Annotated in this window: 25 protein-coding genes; 12 read left to right on the plus strand and 13 right to left on the minus strand. The window is 66.5% G+C overall.

Translation table 11 applies throughout. From position 1 onward, the window contains the following. Positions 1–39: 39 nt before the first annotated feature. Positions 40–1,038, minus strand: a complete 999-nt coding sequence (locus IP86_RS17945) for an NAD(P)H-quinone oxidoreductase (protein ID WP_054163794.1) — start codon at positions 1,036–1,038, stop codon at positions 40–42. Positions 1,039–1,148: 110 nt separating this feature from the next. Between IP86_RS17945 and IP86_RS17950 the strand changes: the two genes are divergently transcribed. Both IP86_RS17950 and rcdA read left to right on the plus strand, forming a co-directional pair. Beyond that, the gene (locus IP86_RS17950; RefSeq protein ID WP_054163795.1) at positions 1,149–1,340 is read left to right on the plus strand and encodes a DUF1192 domain-containing protein; all 192 of its coding nucleotides are present in this window, start codon (positions 1,149–1,151) and stop codon (positions 1,338–1,340) included. A gap of 396 nt (positions 1,341–1,736) precedes the next feature. After that, a complete protein-coding gene (gene rcdA / locus IP86_RS17955) occupies positions 1,737–2,252 on the plus strand; it encodes a protease adaptor protein RcdA (protein ID WP_054163796.1) in 516 nt (171 codons plus the stop codon). 152 nt (positions 2,253–2,404) lie between these two features. On the opposite strand, the gene rpmE is transcribed toward rcdA, so the two are convergent. Further along, positions 2,405–2,632, minus strand: coding sequence for a 50S ribosomal protein L31 (rpmE, locus tag IP86_RS17960; RefSeq protein ID WP_054163797.1), 228 nt, complete (start codon positions 2,630–2,632; stop codon positions 2,405–2,407). A 205-nt stretch (positions 2,633–2,837) separates the two neighbouring features. On the opposite strand from rpmE, the gene IP86_RS17965 reads away from it, so the two are divergent. Beyond that, on the plus strand, positions 2,838–4,742 hold the full coding sequence (locus IP86_RS17965) for an ABC transporter transmembrane domain-containing protein (protein ID WP_054163798.1): 1,905 nt from the start codon (positions 2,838–2,840) through the stop codon (positions 4,740–4,742). Here IP86_RS17965 and IP86_RS17970 read toward each other — a convergent pair. The 5 genes from IP86_RS17970 to IP86_RS17990 form a co-directional block, all read right to left on the minus strand. Beyond that, a complete protein-coding gene (locus tag IP86_RS17970; RefSeq protein WP_349509537.1) occupies positions 4,739–5,059 on the minus strand; it encodes a type II toxin-antitoxin system RelE/ParE family toxin in 321 nt (106 codons plus the stop codon). The two genes, IP86_RS17965 and IP86_RS17970, sit on opposite strands and share 4 nt — an antisense overlap. Then, the gene (locus IP86_RS17975) at positions 5,038–5,265 is read right to left on the minus strand and encodes a hypothetical protein (protein WP_054163799.1); all 228 of its coding nucleotides are present in this window, start codon (positions 5,263–5,265) and stop codon (positions 5,038–5,040) included. The genes IP86_RS17970 and IP86_RS17975 overlap by 22 nt, the downstream gene beginning before the upstream one ends. A gap of 37 nt (positions 5,266–5,302) precedes the next feature. Further along, positions 5,303–5,746 carry a GNAT family N-acetyltransferase gene (locus IP86_RS17980; RefSeq protein WP_054163800.1) on the minus strand — a complete coding sequence of 148 codons (444 nt, stop codon included), beginning with the start codon at positions 5,744–5,746 and terminating at the stop codon, positions 5,303–5,305. 157 nt (positions 5,747–5,903) lie between these two features. Next, positions 5,904–6,929, minus strand: coding sequence for a peptidoglycan -binding protein (locus tag IP86_RS17985; RefSeq protein WP_054163801.1), 1,026 nt, complete (start codon positions 6,927–6,929; stop codon positions 5,904–5,906). A 253-nt stretch (positions 6,930–7,182) separates the two neighbouring features. Next, entirely contained in the window at positions 7,183–8,181 is a 999-nt protein-coding gene (locus tag IP86_RS17990) for a hypothetical protein (protein ID WP_054163816.1), read from the minus strand. A 191-nt stretch (positions 8,182–8,372) separates the two neighbouring features. Between IP86_RS17990 and IP86_RS17995 the strand changes: the two genes are divergently transcribed. The 4 genes from IP86_RS17995 (at position 8,373) to IP86_RS18010 (ending at position 10,930) form a co-directional block, all read left to right on the plus strand. Further along, a complete protein-coding gene (locus IP86_RS17995) occupies positions 8,373–9,185 on the plus strand; it encodes a DUF1295 domain-containing protein (RefSeq protein WP_054163817.1) in 813 nt (270 codons plus the stop codon). A gap of 8 nt (positions 9,186–9,193) precedes the next feature. Beyond that, positions 9,194–10,219 carry an SAM-dependent methyltransferase gene (locus tag IP86_RS18000; RefSeq protein WP_054163802.1) on the plus strand — a complete coding sequence of 342 codons (1,026 nt, stop codon included), beginning with the start codon at positions 9,194–9,196 and terminating at the stop codon, positions 10,217–10,219. A gap of 236 nt (positions 10,220–10,455) precedes the next feature. Beyond that, the gene (locus IP86_RS18005; protein ID WP_054163803.1) at positions 10,456–10,659 is read left to right on the plus strand and encodes a hypothetical protein; all 204 of its coding nucleotides are present in this window, start codon (positions 10,456–10,458) and stop codon (positions 10,657–10,659) included. A 16-nt stretch (positions 10,660–10,675) separates the two neighbouring features. Next, positions 10,676–10,930, plus strand: coding sequence for a hypothetical protein (locus IP86_RS18010; RefSeq protein ID WP_245290658.1), 255 nt, complete (start codon positions 10,676–10,678; stop codon positions 10,928–10,930). Between the two features lie 90 nt (positions 10,931–11,020). Here IP86_RS18010 and IP86_RS18015 read toward each other — a convergent pair whose 3' ends face one another. Both IP86_RS18015 and IP86_RS18020 read right to left on the minus strand, forming a co-directional pair. Further along, complete coding sequence (locus IP86_RS18015; protein ID WP_054163804.1) at positions 11,021–11,236, minus strand: helix-turn-helix domain-containing protein; 216 nt, start codon at positions 11,234–11,236, stop codon at positions 11,021–11,023. Between the two features lie 3 nt (positions 11,237–11,239). After that, positions 11,240–11,815 carry a DUF2975 domain-containing protein gene (locus tag IP86_RS18020; RefSeq protein WP_054163805.1) on the minus strand — a complete coding sequence of 192 codons (576 nt, stop codon included), beginning with the start codon at positions 11,813–11,815 and terminating at the stop codon, positions 11,240–11,242. Positions 11,816–11,893: 78 nt separating this feature from the next. Here IP86_RS18020 and IP86_RS18025 point away from each other — a divergent pair, with 78 nt between their 5' ends. Beyond that, a complete protein-coding gene (locus tag IP86_RS18025; RefSeq protein ID WP_082364073.1) occupies positions 11,894–12,472 on the plus strand; it encodes a hypothetical protein in 579 nt (192 codons plus the stop codon). Between the two features lie 203 nt (positions 12,473–12,675). Here the strand turns inward: IP86_RS18025 and IP86_RS18030 are convergent, their stop codons facing one another. Next, positions 12,676–13,278 carry a UbiX family flavin prenyltransferase gene (locus IP86_RS18030; RefSeq protein WP_054163819.1) on the minus strand — a complete coding sequence of 201 codons (603 nt, stop codon included), beginning with the start codon at positions 13,276–13,278 and terminating at the stop codon, positions 12,676–12,678. Then, positions 13,275–14,813, minus strand: coding sequence for a UbiD family decarboxylase (locus tag IP86_RS18035; protein WP_054163807.1), 1,539 nt, complete (start codon positions 14,811–14,813; stop codon positions 13,275–13,277). Before IP86_RS18035 ends, IP86_RS18030 begins: the two co-directional genes overlap by 4 nt. 115 nt (positions 14,814–14,928) lie before the next feature. On the opposite strand from IP86_RS18035, the gene ubiT reads away from it, so the two are divergent. The 4 genes from ubiT to IP86_RS18055 all read left to right on the plus strand — a co-directional run bounded on the left by ubiT (position 14,929) and on the right by IP86_RS18055 (position 19,479). Beyond that, entirely contained in the window at positions 14,929–15,474 is a 546-nt protein-coding gene (gene ubiT, locus IP86_RS18040) for a ubiquinone anaerobic biosynthesis accessory factor UbiT (protein ID WP_054163808.1), read from the plus strand. A gap of 2 nt (positions 15,475–15,476) precedes the next feature. Then, a complete protein-coding gene (ubiU, locus tag IP86_RS18045) occupies positions 15,477–16,454 on the plus strand; it encodes a ubiquinone anaerobic biosynthesis protein UbiU (protein ID WP_054163809.1) in 978 nt (325 codons plus the stop codon). 72 nt (positions 16,455–16,526) lie between these two features. After that, positions 16,527–17,447 (plus strand): U32 family peptidase, encoded by a 921-nt coding sequence (locus tag IP86_RS18050; RefSeq protein ID WP_054163820.1) that lies wholly within the window; start codon positions 16,527–16,529, stop codon positions 17,445–17,447. Positions 17,448–17,811: 364 nt separating this feature from the next. Beyond that, positions 17,812–19,479, plus strand: a complete 1,668-nt coding sequence (locus tag IP86_RS18055) for a methyl-accepting chemotaxis protein (protein ID WP_054163810.1) — start codon at positions 17,812–17,814, stop codon at positions 19,477–19,479. 44 nt (positions 19,480–19,523) lie between these two features. Here the strand turns inward: IP86_RS18055 and IP86_RS18060 are convergent, their stop codons facing one another. Both IP86_RS18060 and IP86_RS18065 read right to left on the minus strand, forming a co-directional pair. Then, entirely contained in the window at positions 19,524–20,312 is a 789-nt protein-coding gene (locus tag IP86_RS18060) for an inositol monophosphatase family protein (protein WP_054163811.1), read from the minus strand. 131 nt (positions 20,313–20,443) lie between these two features. After that, the coding region (locus IP86_RS18065; RefSeq protein ID WP_197279864.1) for a tetratricopeptide repeat protein at positions 20,444–21,043 on the minus strand (600 nt) is incomplete at its 5' end.

The raw sequence follows: 21,043 nt of genomic DNA on the forward strand, positions 1-21,043 counted from the left end.
AAGACGGAGAAAACATAGACGCAACAACCCGTGACCGATTCAGACCGTCAACACAATTTTGCCAATATGTTGGCTGGTCTCCATCCGCCGGTGGGCATCGGCGGCGTGCTGCAACGCAAAGGTGCCGTCGATCAGCGGCTTGATCTTGCCCTGCGCCAGCAGCGGCATCACCTTGGCCTCGATCGCCGCGACCATCGCGGCCTTGTCGGCGTTGCTGCGCGGGCGCAGCGTCGAGCCGGTGTGGTGCAGCCGCTTGATCATCAGCTTGGTGAAGTTGACGGTGGTCTTGGCGCCGCCGAGAAACGCGATCTGCACGATGCGGCCGTCCATCGCGGCGGCGTCGTAGTTGCGCTCGATGTAATCGCCGCCGACCATGTCGAGGATCACCTCGACGCCCTTGCCGCCGGTGGCTTCTTTCACCGCGGCGACGAAGTCCTCGGTCTTGTAGTTGATGGCGCGCGTCGCGCCGAGCTTGAGGCAGGCCTCGGCCTTGTCCTGCGAACCGACGGTGGTGATCACCTTGGAGCCGAGCGCGACCGCGAGCTGGATCGCCATGGTGCCGATGCCGGACGAGCCGCCGTGCACCAGCAGGGTTTCGCCGGGGGCAAGCGCGCCGCGCTCGAACACGTTGTGCCACACCGTCATCAGCGTTTCGGCGGTGGCGCCGGCCTCGATCATCGAGAAGCTCGCCGGGACGGTCATGGCCTGCGCGTCCTGGGCGATGCAGTATTCGGCGTAGCCGCCGCCGGCCACCAGCGACATCACCTTGTCGCCGAGCTTATGCCGGGTCACGCCGTCGCCGAGCGCCACCACCTCGCCGGAGATTTCCAGGCCGGGCAGGTCGCTGGCGCCGGGCGGCGGCGGATAGCTGCCGGAGCGCTGTGCCACATCGGGACGGTTGACGCCGGCGGCTGCCACCTTGACCAGGATTTCCCCGGGGCCGGGCTTCGGCACGTCACGGGTTTCCGGCAGCAATACCTCCGGTCCGCCCGGTTTGCTGATTCCGATCACGGTCATTTGCGAAGGGACCGGTTCCATGATTTGTCCTCGGCTAACGGGATGGACGGGTGTCGTGCGATGAGACAGCCTGCTTAGACAGCGCCGGCCCGGCTGGCAACCGGACCGGATCACGAACGGCGGAGGGTGCGATGGCGATCGAGGACGACGACAAGCCGAGAGTCAAAGTCAGCCACGAGATCGGGCAGGACCTGTCGCTGCTCTCGGTCGAGGAGCTCGGCCACCGCATCGCTCTGCTCAAGGAAGAGATCGGCCGGCTGGAGACCGCGATGACCATGAAGCGGGCGACCCGCGAGGCCGCCGACCGCTTCTTCAAGGTCTGACGCGAGCCCGTCCCACGAGCGCCGCGCGAGCCTGGTGAGCGCCTCGCGCCCGGCGCGTTATGGCAAACGCTTCGTTAAGCGGGTCGCTCATTTACGAGCGATTAAGCTTTCCCGCGTATTACTTGATTGTCCATCTTTGGACCGAGTGGCTCCTGTCCACTCTGTTTTGACGCCTCCCTGTTATCAACTTCAAAGCCGCCGGAAACGGCGGCTCTTTTTTGCGCTTTCTTCACCCCGTCACAGTTTGGTCATGGCGCGCGGTGATCCTTCTCACCCAGGCCGCGTTAACCGTTGCACGCGCGCGCGCTGGACTCGCGGCGTCGCGCGCGCAATGATTTGTTCATCATAAGTCGGCGGCAGAAGCCGGCACCTAATCGTTAGCGTGAGGCGTTAACCATGTCGGAAGTTTCGCAAAGCGAAGCCCCGCTCGTCGTGCTGAGCGAACGGCTGACCAATTCGGCCGCCTTCAGCGCGCTGTTTCGCGAGGGAATGGATCTGGTCGAGGAGACCGCGGCCTACCTGGACGGCGATGGCCGGGCCGAGGCCAAGACCCTCGAGCGCTCCGTCAGCCTGACCTATGCGACGGAGAGCATGCGCCTGACCACGCGGCTGATGCAGCTGGCGTCCTGGCTGCTGCTGCACCGGGCCGTCAAGGAAGGCGAGATGACGCTGATCCAGGCCAATCGCGAGAAGTCCAAGGTCAAGCTGTCGGCGGCCGATCCCGGCGCGCCCGACACGCTGGAGCGGCTGCCCGAGCAGCTTCAGGCGCTGATCGGCCGCTCGATGAGCCTGCAGGCGCGGATTCGCCGCCTCGACGCCTCGATGCACCTGCCGCCGCCGTCCGAGCGTCCCTCCATCGGCAACCCGCTGGTGCCGCAGCTCAATATGCTGAAGGCGGCGTTCGAGGGCTGAGCCCCTCGAACGACCCCATCCGGGGTCGCTGACTTCGGATACGGGCGCACGAAGCCCATGGTCCAGACACGAAAACCGCGGTCCAGAAACGAAAAACGCCCCGCGAAACCGCGGGGCGTTTGCAATTCGAGGCCCCGAGGGCCGCCGAAGCATCAATCTTTCTTGAGGAAGCCCGAGAACTTCTTCTGGAAGCGCGAGACGCGGCCGCCGCGATCCAGCACCTGCTGGGTGCCGCCGGTCCAGGCCGGATGCGACTTGGGGTCGATGTCGAGGTTCAGCTTGTCGCCTTCCTTGCCCCAGGTCGAACGCGTCTGATATTCGGTACCATCGGTCATCACGACCGTAATGTTATGATAATCCGGGTGAATTTCGGTCTTCATGGGCTATCCTTGCGCGCGCCGGCGCCTCAGTCTCGATGATTTCGGGGCGAATTGGCGCGCTCTATATCGCAGCGGCGCCTCCAAGACAAGGTATCGGCACCGACTTCATCCGGATACCGCATTGTACCGGATTTGCCAGTCGCCACCGTTGCTGCCTATGTGGGGGAGATGGCTGGAAGGCCTCTAGACTAACGCGGCAGTTCCGATGACGACAGCAAGCAAACGGCAACCATCCGAACCTCAGGCCTCTCCGATCGGCCTGTCGCTGGACGCGATCGCGGCGACCGAAAATGTCGGGCCGCGCACCGGCACGTTCCGGGCGGACGCGGATGTCAGCCACGTCGAGCAGGTCGAGGCGGTGGCGAAGCGCAGCCGGCTGCGGCCGTTGCTCGAACTGATGCCCTATGTGGGCCGCTACCGGACCCGGGCGACGCTGGCGCTGATTGCGCTGATCGTCGCCGCGGTGACGACGCTGGTGGTGCCGCTCGCCGTGCGCCGGCTGATCGATTTCGGCTTCAGCAGCGAAGGCATCGAGCTGATCAACAGCTACTTCTCGGTGATGCTCGGCGTCGTCGCGGTGCTCGCGGTCGCCAGCGCGGCGCGTTACTATCTGGTGATGACCATCGGCGAGCGGATCGTCGCCGACGTTCGCCGCGACGTCTTCCGGCATCTCACCGCGCTGTCGCCGGCGTTTTTCGATTCCGCCCGCAGCGGCGAACTGATTTCGCGCCTCACTGCCGATACCACACAGATCAAATCCGCGGTCGGCGCTTCGGTGTCGATCGCGCTGCGCAACATCCTGCTGTTCGTCGGCGCCATCTCGATGATGGTGATTTCCAGTCCGCGGCTGTCCGGCTTTGTGGTCGCGGCGATTCCGCTGATCGTGATCCCTCTGGTGGCGTTCGGCCGCTGGGTGCGGCGGCTGTCGCGCAACGCGCAGGACACGCTGGCGGATGCGACCGCCTTCGCGTCCGAGCTGGTCGGCTCGATGCGCACCGTGCAGGCCTATACCAACGAGAAGCTCGCCAACGCCCGGTTCGGCGTCGAGGTCGAGCAGTCCTACGAGGCGGCGCGGAGCTCGACACAGGCGCGCGCGATCCTCACCGCCATCATCATCTTCATCGTATTTGCCAGCGTGGTGGCGATCCTGTGGGTCGGCTCGCACGACGTCGCCAATGGCACGATGACGCCGGGCCGGCTCGGCCAGTTCATTCTGTATGCGGCGTTCGCGGCCTCCAGCCTCGGCCAGCTCAGCGAAGTCTGGGGCGAGGTTTCGGCGGCGTCCGGCGCGGCCGAGCGGCTGTTCGAGATTCTGCGTGTCAAGCCGGAAATCGCCGCGCCGGCCAAGCCGCGCGCGCTGCCGCTGCCGGTCCGCGGCGACGTCGCGTTCGACAATGTCAGCTTCGCCTATCCGACCCGGCCGGACTATCTGGCGCTGAACGGCCTGTCGCTATCGATCAAGGCCGGCGAGAAGGTCGCGATCGTCGGCCCCTCGGGCGCCGGCAAGAGCACGCTGTTCCACCTGCTGCTGCGGTTCTACGATCCGGTCGCCGGCAAGATCTCGCTGGACGGCGTGCCGATCACCGAGGCCGATCCGCAGGCGGTGCGCGAGCGCATGGCGCTGGTGCCGCAGGACTCGGTGGTGTTCGCCGCCTCGGCCCGCGACAACATCCGCTTCGGCCGCGACGAGGCCTGCGACGCCGATGTCGAGCGCGCCGCGCAGCAAGCCCATGCCACCGAATTCATCCACCGCCTGCCGGAGGGCTTCGACACCAAGCTCGGCGAACGCGGCGTGATGTTGTCCGGCGGCCAGCGCCAGCGCATCGCCATCGCCCGCGCCATCCTGCGCGACGCGCCGCTGCTGCTGCTCGACGAGGCGACCTCGTCGCTCGACGCCGAAAGCGAGACGCTGGTGCAGACCGCGCTACAGGGCCTGATGCGCGACCGCACCACACTGGTGATCGCCCATCGCCTCGCCACCGTGCTGTCCTGCGACCGCATCCTGGTCATGGAGCACGGCCGCATCGTCGAACAAGGCACCCACGCCCAACTCGTCGCCCGCGGCGGGCTGTATGCACGGCTGGCGAAGCTGCAGTTCGAGGCGGCTTAGCGTTTCTCTTCCGAACGTGTCGGCTCGTCTGGGTCTCGTGCCCCGTGACGTATCGTGTGGATGATGATCTCGTCCGCCGCGATCTCGTAGAAGATGGCATAGGGATACGGGCTGGTGAGCAATCGCCGGATCGTGGGATCGTCAGTTCGGACGCCAATCTGCGGGTGGTTCGGTAACAGCGCGATCATTGTCCGGATGCGTGCTTGCACCCGGCGAGCCCCTTGCGGAGACTGCTCTGCCAAGTAATCCAGAATCGATGCGAGATCGGCAAGGGCGGGCGCTGTAAAGCGGAGCCTCACAGCCCGTGCTTGGCCCACACGGCGCGGACCTGCTCGTCTGTCGCAAACTCGCCGCGAGCAGCTGCTGCCTTTGACCGTTCGATCGCCGAGCGCTCGTCGTTCGACAATGAGGCCACAACGTCGTCACGGCGCGCGAGCTGCATCACCAGCCGGGCGATGTCGTCCTGCTCGTCCGCAGGCAGACTGCGGGCCAGTTCCAGAGCCTGATCGAGCAAAGCTGTCATCGGCTGAATGTAGCGATGTTTGCTCTCTGGCGGAAGATCACGGCCGCCACAGCATGTTCAGCACCGGGCGGCCGGAGCTGTTGGTTTCTTCGCCGGTGACGGCGAAGCCGTGGCGGCGGTAGAACTTGATGGCCCGGTAATTGTCGGCATTGACCTTCAGGGTCACCTCGCGCGGCGAGCGCAGCTTGACCTCGTCGACCAGCGCCTCGGCGACGCCCCAGCCCCAGTGTTCCGGCTCGACCACGAGCTGATCGAGATAGCCGGCCTTGTCGATCGTCACGAAGCCGATCAGGCCGCCGCTGTTTTCGGCAACGATGATCTCGGCGCTGGGGACGAGTTCGCTACGCCAGCGCTCGCGCCACCAGTCGACGCGCTTGTCGAAGTCGATCGCCGGATAGGCTAGTCGCCAGGTGCGCAGCCACAGGCCGATGGCGGCGTCTTCGTCGTCGGTGCGATAGGGGCGGAGGGTGAAGGCTGTCATGGCGGCTGGTCTACTCCTCACCGCCGTCATTCCGGGGCGGGCGCGGCGAAGCTGCGCACGAACCCGGAATCTGAAATCAGCACGGAGTTCGAGATTCCGGGTTCGCGCTTTGCGCGCCCCGGAATGACGACCGTGAGGTACGTGGGCGACGTCAACTTCACCGCTCCGTCAGCTTCAGCTCGATACGGCGGTTACGCTTGAAGGCGTCCTCGGTGTTTGCCGTGTCGAGCGGCTGGAATTCGGCAAAGCCGGCGGCGAGCAGGCGCTGCGCCGGCACGCCGAGCGTGATCAGATACTGCACCACCGCGATGGCGCGGGCGCTGGACAATTCCCAGTTCGACTTGAAGGCGCCGGTGATCGGCCGCTTGTCGGTGTGGCCGTCGACGCGGATCACCCAAGGGATCTCGTCGGGGATCTTCTTGCCGATCTCCAGCAGCGCCTGCGCCACCTTGTCGAGCTCGGCACGGCCTTCCGGCAGCAATACTGCCTGGCCGGTGTCGAAGAACACTTCGGACTGAAACACGAAGCGATCGCCGACGATGCGGATGTCGGGGCGGTCGCCGAGGATGGTGCGCAGCCGGCCGAAGAACTCCGAGCGATAGCGCGACAGCTCCTGCACCCGCTGCGCCAGTGCGACGTTCAGCCGCTGGCCGAGATCGGCAATGCGGCCCTGGGATTCCTTGTCGCGTTTCTCCGAGGCGTCGAGGGCCTCTTCGAGCGCGGCGAGCTGGCGGCGCAGCGCGGCGATCTGCTGGTTCAGCACCTCGACCTGCGCCAGCGCGCGGGCCGAAATCTGCTTCTCCGAGTCGAGCGCCTTGCCGAGCTCGCCGGCGCGGCCGGCCGCGTCGTTGCCGGCGCCGGCGAGGCCGTCATACAGACTCTTGACGCGGTCGCGCTCGCCCTCCGCCGCGGTCAGCCCGGCGCGGACCTGCGAGAGCTGCTCCTCGAGGTTCAGCTTGCCGAGCTTCTCCAGCGACAGCAGATCGTTGAGCTGGGCGATGCGGGCGTTGAGTTCCTGCAGCGCCTTGTCCTTGCCGGTGACCTCCTGGGACAGGAAGAACTGCACCACCAGGAACACCGACAGCAGGAACACGATGCCGAGGATCAGCGTCGACAGCGCGTCGACGAAGCCCGGCCAGTAGTTGAACCCGGCCTCCTGCCGCCGCCCGCGCCCGAGCGCCATTAATGAGCTCCTGCGGATCGAAGCGCGCGCGTACGCATGGTGAAATCTGGGAGGAAGTACTCGCCCGCCCCGCATGCGGCGAGCTCCCTCGCCCCGCTCTTGCGGGGAGAGGGTTGGGGTGAGGGGCGACGCGGGCACCGAGTCTCGGCCTTGCGGAGGCGCCCCCTCACCCGGATCGCTGACGCGATCCGGCCTCTCCCCGCGCGCGGGGAGAGGTTGCGCAGTGCTCGCGATTTACGCAGGCAGAAAGCCATCAGCTCTTCTCCCGCTGGCGCACCAGGGCGGTCAGCAGTTCCTTGATCTCGCGGTTCTGTTCGCCCTGGGCGTCGGCCCATTCGCGGATCATCTGCTGCTCGTTGCGCATATGGGCCACGAGGTTCTGAATCGCGTCGGCGAGATTGGCCATCGCCGCGGTGGTGGCGCGGTTGGCGCCGCCGTCTTCCATCGTCAGCCGCAGCCGTTCGATCGACGCCTGCAGTTCGGCGCTGCCGGCCATGGTGCCCTCGGGCGCGGCGCCGCGCACCGTCGAGGCCAGCCAGTCTTCGAGGTCGGTGTAGAAGCGGTTCTGCGCCTGGCTCGATTGCAGGTCGAGGAAGCCGAGGATCAGCGAGCCGGCGAGGCCGAACAGCGACGACGAGAACGAGATGCCCATGCCGCCGAGCGGCGCCGCGAGGCCTTCCTTCAGCGTGTCGAACAGCGAGCCGGCGTCGCCCGTCACCTTGAGCCCGCCGATCACCCCGCCGATCGAACCGACGGTTTCGATCAGGCCCCAGAACGTGCCGAGCAGGCCGAGGAACACCAACAGGCCGGTCATGTAGCGCGAGATATCGCGGGCCTCGTCGAGCCGTGTCGCGATCGAATCGAGCAGATGCCGCATGATCTGCGGCGAGATCGACATCCGGCCGCTGCGCTCGCCGCCCAGCATCGCCGCCATCGGCGCCAACAGCGTCGGCCGGCGGTCGAGCGCGAGGCCCGGATCGGCGAGGCGGAAGTTGTTGACCCAGGCGACCTCGGGATACAGCCGGATCACCTGTCGGAACGCCAGCACGATGCCGATCGCCAACACCGCCACGATCAGCGCGTTGAGCCCCGGATTGGCCAGGAACGCCGCCATCACCTGCTTGTACAGCACCACCGCGATCAGCGCGCACAGCACCAGGAAGACCAGCATCCGCACCAGGAAGATCCGCGGCGACGACAGCTTGGTGAGTTCGATCTCCATCGCCGAGCGGGAAGAGGGGCCAGATGCCATCGCGCGTTCGATCTCCGGTTTGCCGGAAGCGGCTGTTTCCACCAATATGGCACAGTGCGACGCGGAAGGAAGTCTCAGCAGAGGTTTTCCGCTACTGCTCGATCATGCAAGGCGCCGGGTCCGGCTGGTGAAACCGGACGTTCCGCGCGACCGTATGTCGACTGCGTGGCGCGGGGATGAATGGACAGCTGATGACGGTGTTGTATCTCGAAGCTCTGGTGGCGATCGCGTTGGCTCTCGGCGTGCTGATGGCGGGCGCCTGGGGCGTGCAGCAGAAGACCGGCAATTCCGGCTGGGTCGACACCATCTGGACGTTCTCGCTCGGCCTCACCGGGGCGGCCGCGGCGCTGTGGCCGGTCGGCGGCGCGGCGCCGAATGCCCGGCAATGGCTGGTCGCGGCGCTGGTGGTCGCCTGGTCGGTGCGGCTCGGCTCGCATATCGCGGCGCGCACCCGGCACATCACCGACGATCCGCGCTACGCCGCCTTCGCCAAGGACTGGGGCGCGGATGCGCCGACGAAGATGTTCGTGTTCCTGCAGCAGCAGGCCTACGGCTCGGTGCCGCTGGTGTTCGCGATCTTCGTCGCCGCCCGCGCGCCGGCCGGGGAGTTGCGGCTGCAGGACTGGCTCGGGCTCCTGATTCTCGCGGTCGGCATCGCCGGCGAGGGGCTGGCCGATTCGCAGCTCAAGGCGTTCCGCGACGATCCGGCCAACAAGGGCAAGGTCTGCGACGCCGGGCTGTGGCGCTGGTCGCGGCATCCGAACTACTTCTTCCAGTGGTTCGGCTGGCTGAGCTATCCGGTGATCGCCATCGCGTTCGCCGATCCGCTGTCCTATCCGTGGGGCTTTGCGGCGCTGCTGGCGCCATTGTTCATGTACTGGATCCTGGTCCACGTCACCGGCATTCCGCCGCTCGAAGAACAGATGCTCAAATCACGCGGCGAGCGCTATAAGGCGTATCAGGCGCGGACCAGCAAGTTCTTCCCGCTGCCGCCCGGAGGCTGAACCGGTCCATGAGCTTCGTATCTTCGATCATCGGCGTCGCCGAGCGCGTGCCGTTGCCGGACGCGGTGATCCGCGCCGGCATCAACCGGCTGTGCGCCCGTACCGCGGCAAAGCTGGCGCTGGGCAACGAGGCGGCCGACGCTGCTTTCGCCCGCGAAATGGCGTCGCGCGCGGTGGCCGAACACACCGACGCGGCGAACGCGCAGCACTATGAAGTGCCGGCCGCATTCTTCGGCAAGGTGCTGGGCCCGAACCGCAAGTACTCGTCCTGCTTCTACCGCGAGGCCGATACCACGCTGGCACAGGCCGAACAGGAAGCGCTGCGGATCACCATGGAGCACGCCGACCTGCGCGATGGCCAGTCGATCCTCGAACTCGGCTGCGGTTGGGGCTCGCTGTCGGTGGCGATGGCGCGGCATCTGCCCAGTTCGCGTATCGTCGCGGTGTCGAACTCGGCGTCGCAGCGGCACTACATCGAGACCGAGGCTGCGGCGCGCGGGTTGTTGAACTTGCGCGTCGTCACCTGCGACATGAACGCGTTTGAGCCGCATGAAAAGTTCGATCGCGTCGTCTCGGTCGAGATGTTCGAGCATATGATGAACTGGCGCAAGCTGCTCGGCTGGATTCGCGGCTGGCTCAATCCGGGCGGGCTGTTCTTCATGCACATCTTCACGCATCGCAGCGGCGCCTATCTGTTCGATCGCGCCGACCGCGCCGACTGGATCGCGCAGCATTTCTTCACCGGCGGCGTGATGCCGAGCCACAAGCTGATCCGGCAATACGCGGACCTGTTCACCATCGACGAGCAATGGCGCTGGAGCGGCCGGCACTATCAGCGGACCGCCGAGGACTGGCTGGCGAATTTCGACCGGCACGAGAGCGAGATCGAAACCATCCTGCGGCCGGTCTATGGTGACGACACCGCGCTGTGGATGCGGCGCTGGCGCTGGTTCTTCCTCGCCACGTCCGGCCTGTTCGGCTACGCCGACGGCGACGAATGGGGCGTCAGTCACTACCGGCTGAAGCCGGTCTAGGCGTGCGCCGCCATCCTGCGATGTTGTGACGCGACACGGCGCGGCGCGTGCTCACGAGCTGTTGAAGCGCAGCGGGGCGTTGCGAAACCGCGGAAAATCGATTAACAATCAACTAACTACATCATCTGTTAGATGCCGGACCGGGCCGTTGCGACGGCTCGGAATTGATCCGGCGCAATGCAGCCAAAGGTACTCGCGTCTAGGTTTCCGGCTCAACAACGGCAGGAGATTGTAGCGTGTATCTGGATTCGCTTGGTTCGCTTGTGTTGTTCCTGGCCTGTGCCGTCGCCCCCGCGTTGATCGCGTATCTGGTTCTCGACGACATTCGCCAGCGGGTATTCCGGCGTGCGCAATTGCAGCAACCGGAGCCCATCGCGCGGGCGGCGTCGGTGCCGATGCCGGCACGTCGGTCCGGTTGGTTCGCCTGGGCGAATAGCTGAGCTTCAATGAAGCGCGGTGCACCCGCCGCGACTGATCCGGGTGCAATTCATCAACCACGACAGTGAGGGTGAAGCCTTGACCATTGTTGCATTGATCGCCGCGATCTACGTGCTGGTCGGCCTGATCGGCCTCGTCGCGCTGGTGTATGGCGGACGCGAGATGGTGTCCGAGACGGCGCGCTGGAAGCGGTTCGACGAGGCGCATTACTGGGATGCCGCTGCCGAAGACTGGCGGCCTCACGAGCATCTCGCCGCGGGACAGACGCGCTGAAACAGCGCTTCCAGGACACCGTCCTGGTTCTGTTCGATCTGCCCTGTTCAAGATCTGCCGGCATCCACCGATCAGGTGGGTGCCGGTTTTTTATTCGGTGCGGTCAGGGGCGAACTCCAGGATGTCGCCGGGCTGGCAGTCGAGCGCCGCGCAGATCCGCTCCAGCGTATCGAAGCGGATGCCTTTGACCTTGCCGGATTTCAGCAGTGAGACGTTCTGCTCGGTGATACCGATGCGCTCGGCAAGTTCCTTGGAGCGCATCTTGCGCTTCGCCAGCATGACGTCGAGATTGACTACGATCGCCATCGACTACACGAAGCTCGCATTCTCGTCGGCCAGCCGCGTCGCCTCGCGCATCACCGCCGCAACCGCGATCAGCACCCCGCCGACGATCACCGAAACGTAGTCGTTGCTGGAGAAGGTCAGCACCAGCAGCCGCTGACCCGGGGGATTGCCGAGCGACAGCGCGAGTGCCAGAGCGGTGGCGGTGATCGGGCCGAGCGCGCCCTGCGCCAGGACCGCGATGCCGAAGCGCTGCAAATAGGTACCGGCCGTGGCGGTGAAGACTTGGCCGCGCGCGAATTCGCCGAACAGCGCCCGCACATTGATCAGCCCCCACAGCATCACCGCCACCGGCACGGCGATGATCACCGCCGCCAGCGCCTGATTGCCGGCGTCCAGCGGCAGCCGCGTGCCGATGTCGCCGAGCTTGGTCAGCAGCAGATTGCGGGTCCAGCTCGGCACCAGGAAGGCCGCCCCGATCAGCGCGACGATCAGCACGATGCCAACGGTCGTCACCCATTGCATCGCCCGTGACAGCCGCACCAGCTTGGCGGCCGCCGGACCAGCCAGTCCGGTCGAGGCGCCGGATCGTCGTGCTTGCATTGGAACGCTCCATCATCTATTTCGAGATGAAATTATCGTAAAACGATAATTTATCATCGTCAAGATAGGATGAGCGTCATGCGCTTCCCGGTTTCGCTTAAACTCGCCGCCGCCGCCCTGGTGCTCGGCGCCCTGACCGCGTGCAGCTCCGTGCCGGTGACCTCGATGGTCAAGCTGGCGCGGACCGATTTGTCGGCAACCGATCCGGCGGCTCTGCGCATCGCGGTGCGGTTGCCGCAGGGCCTGCGGCCGCGCCGCGTGACGCTGCGGGTCACCATCGCGGTCGGCGCCGACAAGCGCGAGCAGGCCTTCGTGCTGGCCGATCTCGACGACGCCGGCGAATTGCTGTCGCTGGCGGGCGAAGTGACGAACGACACTATGATCTACGCGTTCCGGATCGCGCCCGCAGACGTGCCGCGGCTGCTCGCCGTGCGCGACGAGATGGCGGCCCACAAGGCGAAGGGCGAGCGCGGCTCGCTCACCATCGACGTCGGCGCCGAAGCCTGCCGCCTCGGCGCACTGCCGGCCAAGACGCTGATCACCACGTATCTCAAAACCGAGCACGCCGGCGACTTCTTCCCGCTGACGCGCGACGTCGATCTGCGCAAGGACGTGCCGAAAGAGGCTGCGCCAGAGCGGATCCCGCTGTGCGGATGAAGCACCGGCGGCCTAACCTCTCCCCGCGCGCGGGGAGAAGGAGCAGGCCGTGCTGCTGAGCTTCTTCGATGCAGCCGCTCACTCTCCGTCATTGCGAGCGCAGCGAAGCAATCCAACGCCGAGCACGGGGCTGGATTGCTTCGTCGCTTCGCTCCTCGCAATGACGACGGAGCAGTCGCGGGAGGAAGTGCTACTCGCGGGGCTTAGTTTTTCGGACACGTAGGCGGCGTGTCGTCGGACCATTCGGGCGCGGCGAGGTCGAGGTCGTCGAGGCCGAGCAGGCCGATGGCGCGCAGTGCGATGTGGTCGATCATCTCGCTGATCGAGCGTGGCCGCTGATAGAACGCCGGCGAGATCGGCGCGACGATGCCGCCGATTTCGGTGACCTGCGCCATGTTGCGGAGATGGCCGAGATGCAGCGGCGTCTCGCGCAGCATCAGCACCAGCCGGCGGCGCTCCTTGAGTTGCACGTCGGCGGCGCGGACCAGCAGATTGTCGAGATTGCCGGTGGCGATCGCCGACAGCGTGCGGATCGAGCACGGCGCCACGATCATGCCGGTGGTGCGGAACGACCCCGAGGCGATACTGGCGCCGACGTCATTGAAGTCGTGATGGCGATCGACGATCTCGAGCGTGTGTTCGAGCGCCTTGGCGCCGACCTCGTAGGCGATGGTGCGCTCCGCCGCCGCCGACACCACGAGATGGATTTCGCAGTCGGTGGTCGCGAGCAGTTCGACGATCCGCAGGCCGACCGCGGCGCCGGACGCGCCGCTGATGCCGACGATGATGCGGCGCGGCGCGCTCATCGCAGCAGCCGGCGCGGCGCGGCGCTGGGTGTCGGCGCCGGGCTGAGGCCGAGGCTGGTCCACATCGCGTCGACCCGCGCGATCACGTCCTTGTCCATCTCCAGCACCTTGCCCCATTCGCGGTCAGTCTCGGTGCCGATCTTGTTGGTGGCGTCGATCCCCAGTTTGCCGCCGAGGCCGGATTTGGGCGAGGCGAAGTCGAGGTAGTCGATCGGCGTGTCGCTGATCGACACCATGTCGCGCGAGGTGTCGCTGCGCGTCGACACCGCCCACATCACGTCGGCCCATTCGCGGACGTCGACGTCGTCGTCGACGATGATCAGCAGCTTGGTGTAGCTGAACTGCGGCAGCATCGACCACAGCCCCATCATCAGCCGCCGCGCCTGGCCGGGGTAACGCTTCTTGATCGACGCCACCGCGATCCGGTACGAGCACGCTTCGGGCGGCAGCCACAGATCGACGATCTCCGGAAACTGCCGCCGCGCCACCGGCAGGAACACATCGTTGAACGCCTCGCCGAGCCGCGATGGTTCGTCCGGCGGCCGGCCGGTGTAGGTCGACAGATAGATCGGATTGCGCCGCATGGTGATCGCGGTGATCCGCATCACCGGAAATTCCTCAACCGCGTTGTAGTAGCCGGTGTGGTCGCCATACGGTCCCTCCGGCGCCGTCTCTGTCGGCGAGACAAAACCTTCCAGCACGATCTCGGCATCGGCCGGCACGCTCAGCGGGATCGACACGCACGAGGTCAGGCTCGGCCGCTCGCCGCTCAAGAGGCCGGCGAATTTGATCTCCGACACCGTCTCCGGCAGCGGCAGCACCGCGGAGAGGATCATCGACGGATCGGCGCCGATCGCGATCGCCACCGGCATCTCGCGGCCCTCGGCCTTCCATTGATGATGATGCTTGGCGCCGCCGCGATGCGCCAGCCAGCGCATGATCAGGCGATCCTTGCCGAGCACCTGCATCCGGTAGACGCCGACATTGTCGGTGCCGCCAGCGCCCGGGGCCGGCTTGGTGAACACCAGTCCCCAGGTGATCAGCGGCGCCGGTTCGCCCGGCCATGGAATCTGCACCGGCAGACGGCCGAGATCGACCGCGTCGCCGGTCAGCACCACGTCTTGCACCGATGCGGACTTGGCCGTCTTGGGCCGCATCGCGAGTGCCGCGCGCGCCATTGGCAGTTTGCTCAGCGCGTCGGTGAGGCTCTGCGGCGGCGCCGGCTCGCGCATTTCAGCGAGCGCCTCGCCGAGCCGCGACAGATTCTCCGGCAGGATGCCGAGCCCCCACGCCACGCGTTCGACGGTGCCGAACAGATTGACCAGGATCGGCATCTGCGACGGCGTGCCATCGGCCTTGATCGGATGTTCGATCAGCAGCGCCGGGCCGCCGGCGTGCAGCACGCGGCGATGAATTTCGGTGAGATCGTGGACCACCGACACCGGCTTGCGGATGCGGTGCAATTGCCCGCGGGATTCCAGATAGGCGGTGAAAGCGCGGAGGTCCGGGAAGGGCGGTTTGACGCGGCTGAGCATGGTGTCTCCGTGCGGACACCTTCTGGTCAGCACCTGTGATCGGAGCTGTCTTTGATCAGGCGCAAAGAAGTACCGGCGGGACCGTTTAAACGAAGTGTTCCTCATAAGGTGGCTCATGTCGGTATCCAATTCGCCCGTCTCCAGGATGCCCGCGCCGCTTGCCCTCGCAACGCGGGTCCTGCCGCTGTTGCCCCTGCAGGTGTTGCTCGGCATTTGCCTGCGGGAGATCCGCAGTCGGCATCCCCGCATCTTCGATCGTCTCGGCACCCACACCGGCAAGCGCTACGGCCTGGCACCGACCGATCTGCCGCTCGCCTTCGTGCTCGAGCCGCGGCGGATGAATCCGCGCGTCACCGTGGTGCGCACGCTGCCGTCGAACATCGACGCGCGCATAGCCGGCCCGCTGTCGGCGCTGATCGGCATGACCGACGGCAGCTACGACGGCGACGCGCTGTTCTTCTCGCGCGACATCGAGATCGACGGCGACATGGAAGCCGTAGTGGCGCTGCGCAACGCGATCGACGACTCGCGCGTCGATTTCCTCAAGGAGTCGGTGGCGTGGTTCGGCCCGCTGGCGGCGCCGATCGAACGAATTCTGCGCAGCCTCGTCGGCGCGCAGCCGAGCTATCGCGAAGAGATGGGCGTGGGAGGCGGGGGTTAGCCATGGAATTGATCTGTCCGGCCGGCACGCCCGCCGCGCTGCACGACGCCGTCGCGGCAGGCGCCGACGCGATCTATTGCGGCTTCAACGACGAGACCAATGCGCGCAACTTCCCAGGGCTGAATTTCAGCCGCCAGGAGATGCGCGAGTCGATCGCGCACGCGCATCGCTACGGCGTCACCGTGCTGGTGGCGATCAACACCTTCGCGCGCGCCGGCAATGTCGAGCTGTGGCAGCGCGCCGTCGACGACGCGGTAGAGGCCGAGGCCGACGCGCTGATCCTCGCCGATGTCGGCGTGATGGACTACTGCGCGCGGACGCATCCGCAGCAGCGCCTGCACGTCTCGGTGCAGGCCGCCGCCGCCAATGCCGATTCGATCAAGTTCTACATCGACTCTTTCAACGCCAAGCGCGTGGTGCTGCCGCGCGTGCTCAGCGTGCAGGAGATCGCGGCGATCACCAAAGAGGTGAACTGCGAGACCGAAGTGTTCATCTTCGGCGGGTTGTGCGTGATGGAGGAGGGGCGCTGCTCGCTGTCGTCCTACGCCACCGGCAAGTCGCCCAATATGGACGGCGTCTGCTCGCCGGCGGCGTCGATCCAGTATCGCGAGCACAACGGCGCGCTGGTGTCGCGGCTCGGCGAGTTCACCATCAATAAATTCGCCAAGGGCGAGGCAGCGGCCTATCCGACACTGTGCAAGGGCCGCTACCAGACCGACGAGGGCTGCGGTTATCTGTTCGAGGATCCGGCCTCGCTCGACGCCACCACGATGCTGCCGGACCTGCGCGCGGCGGGCGTCGCGGCGCTCAAGATCGAAGGCCGCCAGCGCGGCCGCGCCTATATCGAACGCGTGGTCAAGACCTTCAAGGACGTGCTCGGCGCGCTCGACGAAGGCCGGCCGCTGCCGGTCGATGCGCTGCGCGGCCTCAGCGAAGGCCAGTCGAACACCACCGGCGCCTACAAGAAGACCTGGCGCTGACTTTCGAACGCTGATCGCGTCCGGCCCACCGCGCCGGCGATCGACCTGACGATGCACAACGAGGCGACCCTCATGCAACTCACGCTCGGACCGGTGCTGTACAACTGGAAGCCCGAGGAGTGGCGCGACTTCTACTTCCGTATCGCCGATGAAGCGCCGGTCGACAATGTGGTGGTCGGCGAGGTGGTGTGCTCGAAGCGCTCGCCGTTCCTCGATCCGCATATTCCCGCCGTCGTCGAACGCCTCGCGGCGGCCGGCAAGAACGTGCTGATGGGCTCGCTGACGCTGATGTCGCTGCCACGCGAGCGCAAGGCGATGGCCGAACTCGCGGGCGACGACAGCTTCCCGATGGAAGTCAACGATCTCACCTGCCTCGGCATGCTCGGCGGCAGGCCGCACGCGATCGGCCCGTTCGTCAACATCTACAACGAAGCGACCGCCGGTTACTTCGCCACGCGCGGTGCGACTCGGATCTGCCTGCCGCCGGAATTGCCGCTGTCGGCGATCCGCGCCATCGCGCGCTCGCAGCCGGAGGTGACGTTCGAAGTGTTCGCGTTCGGCCGCGTGCCGCTGGCGATCTCGGCGCGCTGCTATCACGCCCGGCTCAACAAGCTGTCCAAGGACAATTGCAAATTCGTCTGCGAGCAGGACCCCGACGGGCTTGCGGTCACCACGCTCGACGACGAGCCGTTTCTGGCGATGAACGGCGTGCAGACGCTGTCCTACACCTGCGCCAGCCTGCTCGGCGACATCGACAAGCTGAAGGATGCCGGCGCCCGCAGCCTGCGGCTGTCACCGCAGCAATGCGACATGGTGGCGGTGGCCAAGCTGTTCCGAGACGTCATCGACGGCAAGGTCAGCGCAGCCGACGGCGCGCAGAAGCTGGAGCAGCTCTACCCGCTGCGCAAATCCAACGGCTTTTTGTTCTCCAAGCCGGGCGCGGCGTTCATCACCGACTCGGGCGACGTGCGACGGATCGTGCCGGCGGCGTAGCAACACGTCCTGGGCGAGACGCCGTCCACAGCATCGCCCCGCCCACCGCCGTCATCCTCCGCGAAAGCGGAGGATCCAGTACGCCCGTGCGCTGATCGTTTAAGCGATGCCCTGCAATACTGGGGCGCCGCCTTCGCGGGCGATGACGGCTTGGGGTGCTGAGCCACGCCGTATCCATCGCTGGCTGCCGTCATGCGCGGGCTTGACCCGTGCATCCATCGCGCGCGAGCGCGCGTTGATGGATTCGCACGATGGGGACCGACAGCCGTCGCAACCACGTAGTTCTACGAGGCCAATCCTTCACCGATCCTCAATCGTTCGTATTGCATTTGATAAGCATCATTCCAAGCACAAGCCGGATCCGATGCGCCTTACCCTCAAATTCTCGCTGATCGCCATTGTGTCGCTGCTGCTGCTGATCGTGGCGGTCCAGGGCGTCATCGCCATCGTCAAGATCCAGACCGTCAATGCCAAGACGGAAGACATCGCCGGCAATTGGCTGCCGTCGGTCAAGGGCCTCGGTCAGATCAAATACGCCGTCACCCGGGTGCGGCTGAGCGCTTTCCGCGTTGGTATGGCGGAGCCGCAGATGCGCGCCCGGTTCCAGACCACGATGGACGAGCGGGTCGCGCAGCTCGATGCCTTGGTGAAGCAGTATGTGCCGCTGATCAGCAGCGCCGAAGAAAAGAATATCTGGGCGGACTTCAGCGCCAAGTGGGCGGCGTATCTGCAAGAGCAGAAGAAGGTCGTCGACGGCGGTGCCGCGAATTTCCTCAACGATGACGACGCGCGGTCCCGTCCCTTGTTCGAGGCGGCACTCAAAGCGCTCGACACCGACGTCGATCTGAACAACAAGGGCGCCGCCGCGGCGACGGCTGCCGCCCAGGCCGGCTTCAACGAGGCCTGGTACCTGATGGTCGTCGTCAGCAGCGTCGCGGTTGCGATCGGCGTTGCGGCGATCCTGTTCGTGATCTTCTGGGTCGCCCGCGGCCTGACGGGCCTCGACGGCGCGCTCGGCCGGATGGCGGGCGGTCAGCTAGACATCGTGATCCCGGGCGCCGGCCGCGGCGACGAAATCGGCGACATGGCCCGCAACGTCACGCGAATCCGCGAAAACGCCGAGCAGAAGGCGCGCGAGGAAGCCGAGGCGAAGGCGCGCCAGGAGCATTTCGCAGCCGAGCAGCGCAAAAAGGAGCTGCTGGCGCTGGCGGACAATTTTGAAGGCGCCGTCGGCGAGATCATCGAGACCGTATCGTCTGCCGCCACCGAACTGGAAGCCTCGGCCGGCACGCTGACCACCACCGCCGATCGCTCGCTGCAGATCGCTACCGAAGTCACAGCGGCGTCCGACGAAGCCTCGGCCAACGTGCAGTCGGTGGCCTCGGCCACCGAGGAGATGGCGTCGTCGATCACCGAGATCAGCCGTCAGGTCCAGGCTTCGGCGCAGATCGCCGGCGCCGCGGTGGCTCAGGCGGAGAAGACCAACTCGCAGATCGGGCAGCTGGCAGCGGCCGCGAACCGGATCGGCGCCGTGATCGAACTGATCAACAACATCGCCGGCCAGACCAACCTGCTGGCCCTCAACGCCACGATCGAAGCGGCCCGCGCCGGCGAGGCCGGCCGCGGCTTCGCGGTGGTGGCTTCCGAGGTGAAGGCCCTGGCCGAGCAGACCGCAAAGGCGACCGGCGAGATCAGCCAGCAGATCAGCGGCATGCAGGCAGCGACCGGCGAGTCGGTCAACGCCATCAAGGAAATCAGCCTGACGATCAGCCAGATGTCGGAGATCGCCTCGACCATCGCTTCGGCGGTCGAGGAGCAGGGCGCCGCGACGCAGGAGATCTCCCGCAACGTCCAGCAGGCCGCGATGGGCACCCAGCGGGTGTCGTCGAACGTCTCCGACGTGCAGCGCGGCGCCGGCGAAACCGGCTCGGCGTCGAGCCAGGTGCTGTCGGCGGCGAAGTCGCTGTCGCGCGACAGCAATCTCTTGAAGCAGCAGGTCGGCAAGTTCCTGAACACGATCCGGGCGGCCTGAGCCGTCCGGTTGCGCTCGCAGGCGGCTTCAGCGGCCGCCGGGGGTCAGGTCAGCGGCTTCAGGATCCGCACCAGCGTGCCGTGGATCACTTCGTTGCCGGCGACGATATCGCCGGTCTTGAGCGGATCGCCGCCATTGATGTCGCCGACGGTGCCGCCAGCTTCGCGGATCATCACGATGCCGGCCGCGATGTCCCACGGCGACAAATTGCGCTCCCAGAAGCCGTCGAATCGGCCGGCCGCGACGGCGGCGAGATCGAGCGAGGCGGTGCCGAACCGGCGCAGGCCGGCGACCTTAGGCTGCAGCGCCAGCATCTCGCGCTGGTTCTGGGCGAAGTCGCCGCGGCCGAGATGCGGCAGGCCACAGCCGATCACGCAGTCGTGGAGCTGGTTGCGATTGGCGACGCGCAGGCGGGTGTCGTTGAGGAACGCGCCCTTGCCGCGCTCGGCGACGTACAGCTCTTCGTTGGCCGGATTGTAGATCACGCCGGCGATCGGCGTGTCGTCGCGCACCAGGCCGATCGAAATGGCGAAGTGCGGGATGCCGTGCAGGAAGTTGGTGGTGCCGTCGAGCGGATCGACGATCCAGGTGTGGCTCTTGTCGCTGCCTTCGCGGGTGCCGCCTTCCTCGCCGATGAAGCCATAGCCGGGCCGGGCCTTGGCGAGGTCGTCGTACAGCATTTCCTCGGCGCGCTTGTCGGCGAGCGACACGAAGTTCGCCGGCCCCTTCAGCGACACCTGCAGGTTCTCGACCTCGCCGAAATCGCGCTTGAGGCTGCGGCCGGCGCGGCGCGCCGCCTTGACCATGACGTTGATGAGAGCGGAAGGGATCATGGCGGTCTCGAAACGACCTGCGGCAGGTCTGACAGAGGGATTTGCGGGGGATGACGGGCCGAAGGGGTGCCCTGCGCGGGCCGCGCCGTCAAGCCTCGATGACAGGCCGGCTCAGGCGCGGCGGCGCCCGATCATTTGGCGCCGAGCCATTTGCGGGCGGCGTCCTGCGCCTTGGCGCGGTCTTCGGCGCTGAGCTGGGCCTGGGCTTCGTCGAGCATCAGGTCGCCCTTGCCGGAGGTCTTGGCCACTAGGTGCCATTTGATGGCCTCGACCGGATCGCGCGTCGCGCCCTGGCCGCTCAGCAGCACGTGGGCGAGGCGGTTCTGGGCGATCGGATTGTTGGCCTGCGCGGCCTTGCGCAGCAGCGCCACCGCGGCGACCTCGTTCTTCGGTGTCCCGGTGCCGTTATAGAGCGCGATGGCGTATTCGACCTCTGCGGCGACGTTGCCGGCGACCGAGGCGGCCTGCAGCAGCCGCACCGACTGCTCGACGTTCTTCTCGACCCCGGTGCCCTCCTTGTAGAAGGTCGCGAGCGCGTATTGCGCCTCGGGATTGCCGGCGTCGGCCGCCACTCGCAGCAGCTCGGCGGCGCGCTTGACGTCCTGCGGGAAGGTCTGGCCGTCGAGATACAGCAGCGCCAGATTATACGCCGCCTTGGGCTCGCCGAGCTTGGCCGACGAGGCCAGCCATTTGGCGGCTTCCTCGCGATTGGCAGGCCCGCCGCCGCGGCC

Origin of the sequence: Rhodopseudomonas sp. AAP120 (genome assembly GCF_001295845.1) — a bacterium.
Taxonomy (GTDB): Bacteria; Pseudomonadota; Alphaproteobacteria; order Rhizobiales; family Xanthobacteraceae; genus Rhodopseudomonas.